At 64.4% G+C, this 9,648-nt stretch carries 6 protein-coding genes, 1 tRNA gene and 1 pseudogene; 4 read left to right on the top strand and 4 right to left on the bottom strand.

All coding sequences use genetic code 11. The annotated features are described in order from the left end of the window. From D7Y15_RS40150 to D7Y15_RS40135, 4 genes and pseudogenes are all read left to right on the top strand, one after another. Positions 1-529 (top strand): annotated as a pseudogene (locus D7Y15_RS40150) (DNA primase); the annotation flags it as partial. A 90-nt stretch (positions 530-619) separates the two neighbouring features. Then, entirely contained in the window at positions 620-2,740 is a 2,121-nt protein-coding gene (gene rpoD / locus D7Y15_RS40145) for an RNA polymerase sigma factor RpoD (protein ID WP_120581520.1), read from the top strand. A gap of 89 nt (positions 2,741-2,829) precedes the next feature. After that, a complete protein-coding gene (locus tag D7Y15_RS40140) occupies positions 2,830-3,165 on the top strand; it encodes an MGMT family protein (RefSeq protein ID WP_121755875.1) in 336 nt (111 codons plus the stop codon). Positions 3,166-3,192: 27 nt separating this feature from the next. Then, positions 3,193-3,265: transfer RNA gene (locus D7Y15_RS40135), tRNA-Ile, on the top strand. A 28-nt stretch (positions 3,266-3,293) separates the two neighbouring features. Here D7Y15_RS40135 and D7Y15_RS40130 read toward each other — a convergent pair. The 4 genes from D7Y15_RS40130 to D7Y15_RS40115 form a co-directional block, all read right to left on the bottom strand. Continuing rightward, positions 3,294-3,839 carry a non-canonical purine NTP pyrophosphatase gene (locus D7Y15_RS40130; RefSeq protein ID WP_121755874.1) on the bottom strand — a complete coding sequence of 182 codons (546 nt, stop codon included), beginning with the start codon at positions 3,837-3,839 and terminating at the stop codon, positions 3,294-3,296. Positions 3,840-3,846: 7 nt separating this feature from the next. Then, on the bottom strand, positions 3,847-4,566 hold the full coding sequence (locus D7Y15_RS40125; protein WP_233605271.1) for an SIR2 family protein: 720 nt from the start codon (positions 4,564-4,566) through the stop codon (positions 3,847-3,849). A gap of 193 nt (positions 4,567-4,759) precedes the next feature. Continuing rightward, entirely contained in the window at positions 4,760-8,494 is a 3,735-nt protein-coding gene (locus D7Y15_RS40120; RefSeq protein ID WP_121755873.1) for a tetratricopeptide repeat protein, read from the bottom strand. A gap of 78 nt (positions 8,495-8,572) precedes the next feature. Continuing rightward, on the bottom strand, positions 8,573-9,433 hold the full coding sequence (locus D7Y15_RS40115; RefSeq protein WP_148712997.1) for a hypothetical protein: 861 nt from the start codon (positions 9,431-9,433) through the stop codon (positions 8,573-8,575). Positions 9,434-9,648: the final 215 nt, after the last annotated feature.

Genomic DNA, 9,648 nt, shown 5'->3' with positions numbered 1-9,648 from the left:
CCCCAACGCCGTCCCCGTCCAGGCCGTGCCCCGCCCGGTGCCCAAGCCCCAGGCGGAGCGCCCTCCGCCGGAGTCAGAAGCGCTCTATGTGGCCGCAATCCTTCGGGATTCCCGGCTGCTGGCCCGGGACACCTTCCGCGTGTGTGATGAGTTGTCCCACATGGGACTGCGGATGGTGCTGGCCCAGACGACGTCCGGGCAGGGGCTGGAGGAGGCGCTCTTCGAGGCCTCGGAGGTCGTCAAGCGGACGCTCCTGGAGGCCGGCCGCCGGCTCTCTCCGGCGGGAATGGAACTCGAGACGGAGTTCATCCTCGCGTGCCGCGACATCATGAAGAAGCGCATTGACGAGCGGCTCGTTTATATAAAGCGAGCGACGGAACAGACGCAGGGGGCTTTTGATTTGACAGAGGAGACGCGGTTGCTCCTTTCCGAGCGCAAGGAGCTGTTGGCGCTCCGCAAGCGCGTCCTGGATGAGCTGACCCCCGCTTCCTCGGCAACGGGAACAAAGGGACCAATGCAACCGGTTTGAGTTCGCGTTTGTAAGAAAGCTCGACTTTGCGGTAGATCGGCCGGCTCGCCCAGGCCAAAGCACCTGATTTTCTTAAGGAGAAGTACCCGAATGCCGACGCAGAAGCCCCCCAAGGCATCCGTGAAGCCCACCAAGAAGAAGGTGGACCCGGTGATCCGCAAGAAGAAGGCCCCGGACAGCCCTGCGGCGAAGGTCACGAAGGCAGCGGAGCCCGAGGAGAAGGAGCTGCTGGCGAAGGACGCCCCCGCCGAGGCGCCCGAGAAGATCAAGAAGAAGAAGGGCGTCGCCGCAATGGCCGACGACGTGGACCCCGAGGAGGCCGCGGAGGAAGCCGCCGCCGCCGTCCAGGTGGACCCGGACGCCGTGGAAGACGACGTGGAGGAGGATCCCGTCGCCGAGCGCAAGGAGGTCAAGGACCTGCTGGCCGCGGGCCGCGAGAAGGGCTTCCTCACCTATGACGAGGTGAACGACGCCCTCCCCGCCGACATCGTGTCGTCCGATCAGATCGACGACGTGATGAGCATGTTCGGCGACAACGACATTGAGATCGTGGACGCGCAGAAGGCCGCGCAGTCCAACGAGATCAAGCCCACCGTCGCGGTCGAAGAAGAGAAGGAAGACCAGGACGAGGACGAGAAGGACGAGGACGACGAGCCGGGTGGCAAGTCCAACGATCCCGTCCGTCTCTACCTGCGCAAGATGGGCAGCGTCAGCCTCCTCACCCGCGAGGGAGAGGTGGAGATCGCCAAGCGCATCGAAGAGGGCGAGAAGGAAGTCCTGCGTGCGCTGCTCGCCTGCCGCGTCGCGGTGGCGGACATCCTGGACATCAGCAACCGCCTGAAGACGGGCAAGCTGCGCGTGCGCGACGTCATCAAGGACGCGCCCGAAGAGGCCCAGACGGAGAACGCGGAAGAGCCCGCCGAGGAAGCAGCCGAGGGCGAGGCCCCCGCGCAGCTGGCGCAGAGCGAGCTCAACAAGATCGAGCAGATCTCCAAGCAGATTGAGCGCTTCCGCAAGTTCGCCAAGGACTGCGAGGTCCTGGAGGAGGAGCTCTCCGGGAAGAAGAAGCTCACGGAGGTTCGCAAGAAGGAGCTGAAGCAGGAGGTGAAGGACCTTCGGACCAAGATGATGGAGGTCCTGGAGGAGATGCGGCTGAACAAGAAGCAGGTGGACCGCATCGTCGTGAACCTCAAGGGCCTCATCGAGCGCGTGGAGAAGGCGGAGGAGGAGCTCGGGGACCTGGAGCGCCGCTACGGCGTGGTGATGAAGGACCTGCGCCCGCAGCTCAAGGAGTCGCGCGAGAACCCGAACATCGCCAAGAAGCTCCAGAAGCAGCTCAACTTCACGCCTGAGCAGCTGGAGGTCCTGGACCGCGACGTGCGCACTGCGGTGCGGAAGATCAAGCGCGTGGAGGAGGAAGCCAACCTCCCCGTGGACGCGCTCCGCCGCAACTACGACGCCATCCGCCTGGGCGAGAAGCGCGCCGAGCGCGCCAAGAGCGAGCTGGTGGAGGCGAACCTGCGCCTCGTGGTCTCCATCGCGAAGAAGTACACGAACCGCGGCCTGCAGTTCCTGGACCTCATCCAGGAGGGCAACATCGGCCTGATGAAGGCGGTGGACAAGTTCGAGTACAAGCGCGGCTACAAGTTCTCGACGTACGCCACCTGGTGGATCCGTCAGGCCATCACCCGCGCCATCGCGGACCAGGCCCGCACCATCCGCATCCCGGTGCACATGATCGAGACCATCAACAAGCTCATCCGCACGAGCCGCTACCTCGTGCAGGAGATTGGCCGCGAGCCGACGCCGGAAGAGATCGCGGAGAAGATGGAGCTGCCGCTCGACAAGGTGCGCAAGGTCCTGAAGATCGCCAAGGAGCCCATCTCCCTGGAGACGCCCATTGGCGAGGAAGAGGACAGCCACCTGGGCGACTTCATCGAGGACAAGAGCCTGGTGTCGCCCGCGGACGCGGTCATCAACATGAACCTGGCCGAGCAGACCCGGAAGGTGCTGGCCACGCTCACGCCGCGCGAGGAGAAGGTCCTGCGCATGCGCTTCGGCATTGGCGAGAAGAGCGACCACACGCTGGAAGAGGTGGGCCAGGACTTCGAGGTGACGCGCGAGCGCATCCGCCAGATTGAAGCCAAGGCGCTGCGCAAGCTGCGTCACCCCAGCCGCTCCAAGCGCCTGCGCTCCTTCGTGGAGAGCTGAGCCGCTGAAGTAGACTGTTGGGCCCGGAGGCCTCCGTTCCTTGAGTGGACCGGGGGCCTTCGTCGTTTTCGTCCCGAGTGAGGTGCGCCATGGCCGCGAAGAAGCCCGCCGGAGAGCCCCTGCCCTTCTCCGACAGCGTGATGAAGCAGGTGCGCTCCATTCCCCGGGGAGAGGTGCGCTCGTACGCGCAGGTGGCCATCTACGCGGGCAGGCCGGGCGCGGCGCGAGGCGTGGGGCGGGAGTTGAAGCACCTGCCGGGGCAGGCCACGCAGGTGCCCTGGTGGCGGGTCGTCCGCTCTGACGGGACGCTGGCGCCCCCGGTGGCCCACGAGCAGGCGCGCCGCTTACGCGCGGAGGGAGTCACCGTGGATGAACGGGGACAGGTGTTCCGCGTGGTGGTGAAGAAGGACGGCAAGGCCTTATAGTCAGCGCGTCTGGCGTCAGTGACATGAGGGCCCTTAGCTCAGCGGTTAGAGCTGTCGGCTCATAACCGATTGGTCCCTGGTTCGAATCCAGGAGGGCCCACTCCCCTCACCTCCCCGCCTTGACCGACTCAAATCCCGAGTTCGGCCCGGAGCTGGGCGTATGCCTGGGCATTGGCACCGAAGGCGAGCTTCTCATCGAGAGCCATCTCGCCAATCGTGCGGCTCTGTCCGTCGGGGATGAACACCGGCTCCCAGTGGATCCCCTGGTCACCCCTGCGCTCAAGGGCAATCGTCCCATCGACCCGCCCCTCGAAGAGCTGGAGCTTCTTGCCGTCGCAATAGCAGACCATCTGCACGACATGCGCGCGCCGAGAGCTCCCGTCGGGAATCAAGGTGCAGATGTCTCCCTGAAGTGCGGTCCAGAACGGCTTCACCAGCGGCCCGGGAAGCCCCTTCAGGTGGTCGATGTAGAGGCCCCCGTGCTCGACGAAGAGGGGGACCAGCGCCGTCTTGTACGCGGCCAGGGCCTTCTCGCGCACGACGGTGGAGAGGTCCGAAGAGAGGACTTCAATCACCTCCTGCCACAGGGCACGTGGCGGGCTCTTGCTGTCGCGAAAGAAGTGGGCCACGTCCGCGTGCTTCTGTGGATTCGACGAGCAGAAATAGAGCGTCATCGGTCCCTCATGCCCGAAGCGCGTCGAGCAGCTCGACGACGCTCCCGGACTTGTCACCCGAGTCGAGTTGGATCACGTCGATGTGCCACTGCTGGAGCAGCCTTGGCTGGACGAGGCCCGTCTCGAAGGCCGCCCAGTAGCTGTGATGTTCGGAGGGGAGGACAGCACCAGACGGCAGGCTTTCGCGCAGCATCAAGTTCATCCGGTACCAGATGTAGCGCAGGTTGACGTCGCCGAAGCCGTAGCCCAGGAACAGGAAGACGTTGCCGAGCAGGTCCGAGCGCAGCCGTTGATCCGGCGCGGCCTCCAGGCGGAAGCGGTCGAAGAACTGGCTCTCGGTGAGCACGATGGTGTCCGGGTGCGACAGGTCCCCATGGAACTTGATGACCTGGCACGTGTCCGACTCCGGGGGGCGCCGGAAGTCCTCGAACCGGGTGAGGACCTGGACCTTCTGCCCGCCGTCGCGCAGGGCCTCTTCGATGTGATGCTCGAAGTTCGTCGTGTAGATGGTGCGGAACCGGCAGCGGGCCAGGGCCTGATGCTGAAGGGACTTCTTGCGCCGCTCCTCGACCGCAGGCGCATGGAACTCCGGCGCCATCTTCTCGCGGATGAAGCCTTCCAATCGCTTGGGGGACTCCAGGTCGAAGTAACCGGCCAGATGCGGAGGGTGGCCGTGCACCTCGAAGAGCTCGGGAGCGAAACCCAGGTCCTCGCCCATCCATCCCATGAGTTGCTTCCAGAGCGGAAGCCTCAGCGGGGCGGAGAAACCGGCCCCCAGGAAAGGAATCAAGCGCTGCTCTCTATAGGCCTGCCTGAGGAAGGGGACGGCCTCTTCGAGCGTCAGTGGGACCATGAGGCGGGTATAGCCGCTCGTCTCGCGGTGCGTCGAGTCTGCCCGGGTCGCGGGTCTTCGAACCGACTCAAGCCCCGTCTTCCCCACCGGGAGATGGAGCAAGGCGCTGAAAGATTTCCAAGCGGTTCATGAAGTCGAGCGAAGGCGTCAGGTGATGAAGCTCGGAGAACGTCACCGCCTGCTGGAGCAGGCCGTCTATATATCCTGCGAAGCGGGCGGGATTGCTTTCGAAGGCAGGCCAGATGGCAGCGATGATCTCTTCGATGACGGCGAGGGCCTCCTGGTTCCGGCCCAGCTCGCAGAGTGACTCTCCTTGGGCATCAAGGTAGTTCAAAAGCTTCTCGTACTCTGACGACACACTCCGCAAACGTTCGACGGCTTCTCGGAAGGACTCTACAGCGGCCTCGTGTTCGCCAAGCGCCTGCTGGGTGATTCCGAGGTAATAGAGATGCGACGCGAGCCGCACGGAGTAGACTCCAGGCTCGTGCTCAGCCAAGGGGCGAATGAGACCGACGGCTTCTTGGCGGACCGCTTTACCTTCCGCATGCTGGTTCAGCCCGACCAGCACGGCACTCAGGTTGCTGAGACTCTGGATGAACACAGCCGCATAGGCCTTGGGATCACGCCGCGCAAAAGGCCTGTACAAGTCGGCAGCTTCCTTGGCAATGGAAGCAGCCTCGGCATGCCTTCCCGCCTCATCCAATGCCTTACCCATATTCAAAAGAAAATACGCAAGCACCAACTGATAGACATCAGGGTTCTGTCGGGCAAGAGCATGAATGCGTGGGAGGAACTCCTCCAGGATTTCGAGCGCTTGATCAGCCCTACCCAGGTTGACAGCCGAGATGCTCAAATTGAGCTTGGCTGAGATCAGCTGATCCAAGCCGGCCTCGGGCCTGTCTCCTTCTAGAAACTGGAAGAGATCAATTGCCTCAGCAGAGGCAGAAAATGCCTCCTCATTACGCTTCAGATAAATCAGAGTGGCGCTCTTGTTGGCCAGACCGTTAGCCAGACCTTTGGCCAGACCATACTGTAGGGGCTTGGCCTCACGCTGAATCAGGTCTCGAAGAATCGCAATGGATTCATCCTCCGCCGCGAGCGCATCCTCGTAGCGGTCCGCCATGCGCAGTCCATTGCCCAAGATATGCAGGCTCAACGCCAGCCCCACGAGAATGTCCGCGGCCCCCTCCTGCGACAATAGACGCAAGGCTTCGATGGACTCACGGGCCGCCTGGATTGCCTCCTCGAAGCGGCCCATGAGAATCAGGCTCTTGCTCCGTTGGCGCCGCAGGAGCGCCCGAGTAATCCGCGCATTGTCATCATCTCCGACTGCGGCGAGCGGCTCGAGCGTGCGGACTGCCCACTCATTTACCCGGCGCATTGAGCCGCCAGAGGACTCCCTACGCTGCCATAAAGTAAACGCGAGCGCGAGGTCCCCTTCCTGTTCGAGCCGCTCAGCCAGGACATCCCCCAGCACAGAGTGGCCGGTCCGCAGCCCTACGGCTCTCGCGGCGTCCCACGCCAGGGATGTTCGAACGGGCAGTGGAGTGAGGACACGCGAAAGCCAGGGCCGTACCACCTCCGGCTGGGAAGCGGAGGCTCGACCCAACACTTCCAGGCCTGTCCGCACCTCGTGCTCTGGGGCGTCCGGGGGCAAAACCCTGTCCAGCCAGTCCCTCGGAGGACGGTCTCCCTTGAGCCTTGGTGAGAGAACTCGCACCACCATGCCCTCTCCCAGGAGGTCCGGCACGAGCGGTGGCAGATACAACTCCGGGGCTTCACCGCTGCCCTGGTAGATGCGTTGGAGCAGTCGCAGCAGGTCCTCCTCCTCTGGGAATGGAGCCCGGTCCAGCAGCTTCGTGACGAGGATGCGGGCCGTCTGGAAGTCGGGCAGTCCCCCCCTCAGCGTGGCAGCGGCCACCAACTGACGTGCCAGCGACTTCGTGCTTGAGAGTGCAATCTCTCCCTGGTGGGCGCGGCTCTCCCAAAATCGCTCTTCGTGCTCCAGGATGACATTGAGCAGGTTATTCGCTTCGAACGGAAGCCCTTCGACACAGGCGAGCGCGGCCATGTGCAGGTAGAGCACACGCTGGAAGCGCTCATCGGCGAAATGAGGGAGTGCGCCCCGTAAGACCGGTTGGCCGAGTTTCTCGGCGAACCACCGCGCCGCTTCGTGAAAGACCTTTTCGCGCTCGTCATCACTGACGGCCAGGGGGGCAAGCTCGTAGGGGGGCGTCGTGTCGAGCCAGGCGCCCAGCCCATCATCAGCAAGCCGCAGGGACTCCCACCAGTCCTCTGCACCACGTGCAAGCAGCAGGAGCCGCACCCGGCGCAGCGAGCCCGTGCCCTGCTGTTGGTGATAGCGATACAGGCGCATGAGCACAGCGTGCAGATCGGGGCGGCTCTCTGCATAGTCGATGACCACCAGCATCGGCTGCCCGACATCCCACAGCCGCTCAAACCAGTTGTCAGGGACTCCTTTGAGCAGGAAGCCCGCGGTCCACCCTTCGCCCTTGAGGCGCCGGATCCATTCGATGGCAAGCCGTGTCTTCCCGACCCCTCCGTCGGCATGAATCAGCCGCACCGCCACGGCGCGGTCGTCTTCGCACCAGCGCTCCAACTCCTCGAGCACCGCCGTGCGCCCCCCCTCATGGAAGGGAACGACCTCATGGCGCGCACTGAGCAGGGTGGATGGAGAGGGAGACTCTGGAAGCGTCGCATCTGTCCCCGACACCAGCAGGTCATCGATGCCAGGCTGGACCTCCACCTCGATGTGCTCGCGAAGGAAGGCGAGGAGACACTCGGCGGAAGCGCGCGCGGCGAACGGTTTGAACTGGTCCGCGCGGCCCGCATCCGCGAAGTCCATGATGCCTTTGAGCACCAGCACGTCGAGTCCCATGCTCCGATGGGCGTGTGCAAGAGCACCCAGGGCCGCGGCCTCCATCTCCAGGCCCAACGTCGTGCGCACGTGGGGCACGATGTCGTCCCAGATGGACTCGTCCTCGATGACCCGATCGCCACTGGCGATGGGCGCGACATGGACCTGGAAGGGAATCAGCGGACCTTGGGGTGAGAGGTCCGGCAGCTGGTTCCTGTGTTTGAACAGCACCGCGCGAATGCGTCCGCGTCCCTTGTCAGTGAGGACGCAGGTGCCCTCCTGGACATCGCCGGACTTCCACAAGGCCTCGATGACCTGTGCCCACTGGGGACACGCGCGCTGAGCCTCAGGAAGGATCCAGGGTTCGCGATGCCCCTCGTCCAGCTGCGCCAGTGCCCACTGCTCCTGCCACTCGAATGGGACGGGCCGGTCGAGCCACCACGCCTCGTGCTGGAACCGGGAGACGAAGTCGAACCGTTCGAGCGCCACCTTCCAGTCCTGCCGGAGGCTGTACGTCCTCAGGTCCTGCTCAACCGTGTCGTGGCGCTTCTTTCCTTCGTCGTAGAAGAAGAGCCGTTCCGCGGCGATGACATCCCCCAGGTTCGTCTTTCCGCGGCGGCCCGCGCAGACCCCGGACATCGCAACGCACCGGGGGCGGTAGGCCTCAATCAGGGGGATGAGTGCCTGCGTCGCGGCGACATCCCCCATGGCTCCCGCCTGCGCCAGCACGACGCGCAGAGGCCGTGCCCCTCTTCCATGGAAGGATCGGGACACGACAGGAGTCCCCTGTGGCCCCGGCTCCTCTCTCCATCGGCTGTGCTCCCACGCTCCGGCCTCCACCTGCATCGCCGCCTCGTACTCCGAGGTGAGCGCGGTCAGGATCACCAGATCCGCTCTCCGCAAGCGCTCGCTGCCCTTCGACATGGTGCGGAGGGTACCGCCACTTCCGACGACTTTGTGCGCCCACGCGGTCGCGTCGCGCCGCGACCGGTGAGCTGAACATCAGAAGCGGATCGCGGCGCCGAAGCGCACGCCGAAGCCCTTCTTCGAATCGGCCGTGGCCGCCGCGAAGAAGCTCGTGTCAGCCCCGGGCTTGTAGTTGACCTGCCCTTCGAACTTCGTCGTCCCCTTCATGAAGTCACGGAGCACGTTGCCCTGAAGGGTGAGGCGGTTCTTGTCGAGCGACCACTTGAACTTCCCATCCACGCTCGAGAGGGCCCCGTTCTTCAGGCTGATCCCCGAGGTCGCCTCGAAGGGGTTCGTGGTCCCACTCTTCAGGCTGCCTTCGACGCGCGTCGAGTCATTCTGGAAGTCCTGTAGGGCCTTGAGGCCGAAGACGCCCTGGGGGTTCTTGAAGGTCACGCCTCCTTCCGCCTTGAAGCTTCCCTGGCCGTTGAGCGTACCGGACGCAGTGGTGGTGAAGCGCCCCTGCGTCCGTTCGAAGCCGCCTGACACCCGGTCGAAGCCGTCCTTGTTGAAGGCGCCGGTGGCGGTGAGCTTGGTGCCGTCCGTCGTCCAGGTGACGCCGCCCGACGCCTTGTCGAACCCGTCCCGGTTGAAGTTGGCGGAGCCCATCAGTTGGGTGTTTTTCGTGAGCTGGAATTTGACGGAGGCGCTGCCCGCGGGTTCAGCCTTCTGCAACCAGTTGCCGAACTCCGCATTGAGGGTGAAGTCACCCTTGTCCCCGAGCTTGAGCTTCAACCCTTCCGGGCCGACAAGCTTCTTGAGGGTTCCGAGGACGGCCGCGGCATGTGGCGAGTTGGCTTCGGGGCCCAGGAGGTACTTCTCTCCCTGGTCCAGTCCCACCTTGAGGAGGAAGTCGGAGACGGCCCGCTCGGCCTGGGCCTTGTCGGCCGCAGGCATCTCACGTCCCGACCGGGGCGACAGCTTCCCACCCGCCAGGGCCTCTGCGTCGGGCTTGAAGAGTTTGACCAGCTTCTGAGCCTGGCCCGGCGCTCTCAATCGGTCGTCGCAACAGCTGACGCGAATACTTCGGCAGGCGTTCGCCATGCAAGTGTTTGACGCGGGCGCCCGTTGAGTTCATGCGCGATGGCGTCGAGTTGCTTGCCAGAGAGGGC

This window comes from Corallococcus sp. AB030 (assembly GCF_003668965.1).
Lineage (GTDB): Bacteria > Myxococcota > Myxococcia > Myxococcales > Myxococcaceae > Corallococcus > Corallococcus exiguus.
This window is presented reverse-complemented; position numbering and strand designations above follow the sequence as displayed.

Coding starts and splice junctions, on each gene's coding strand:
- D7Y15_RS40115 (WP_148712997.1), bottom strand. CDS start 9,433: ATGCCTGCGGCCGACAAGGCCCAGGCCGAGCGGGCCGTCTCCGACTTC.
- D7Y15_RS40120 (WP_121755873.1), bottom strand. CDS start 8,494: ATGTCGAAGGGCAGCGAGCGCTTGCGGAGAGCGGATCTGGTGATCCTG.
- D7Y15_RS40140 (WP_121755875.1), top strand. CDS start 2,830: ATGGCCGCGAAGAAGCCCGCCGGAGAGCCCCTGCCCTTCTCCGACAGC.
- rpoD (WP_120581520.1), top strand. CDS start 620: ATGCCGACGCAGAAGCCCCCCAAGGCATCCGTGAAGCCCACCAAGAAG.
- D7Y15_RS40130 (WP_121755874.1), bottom strand. CDS start 3,839: ATGACGCTCTATTTCTGCTCGTCGAATCCACAGAAGCACGCGGACGTG.
- D7Y15_RS40125 (WP_233605271.1), bottom strand. CDS start 4,566: ATGGGATGGATGGGCGAGGACCTGGGTTTCGCTCCCGAGCTCTTCGAG.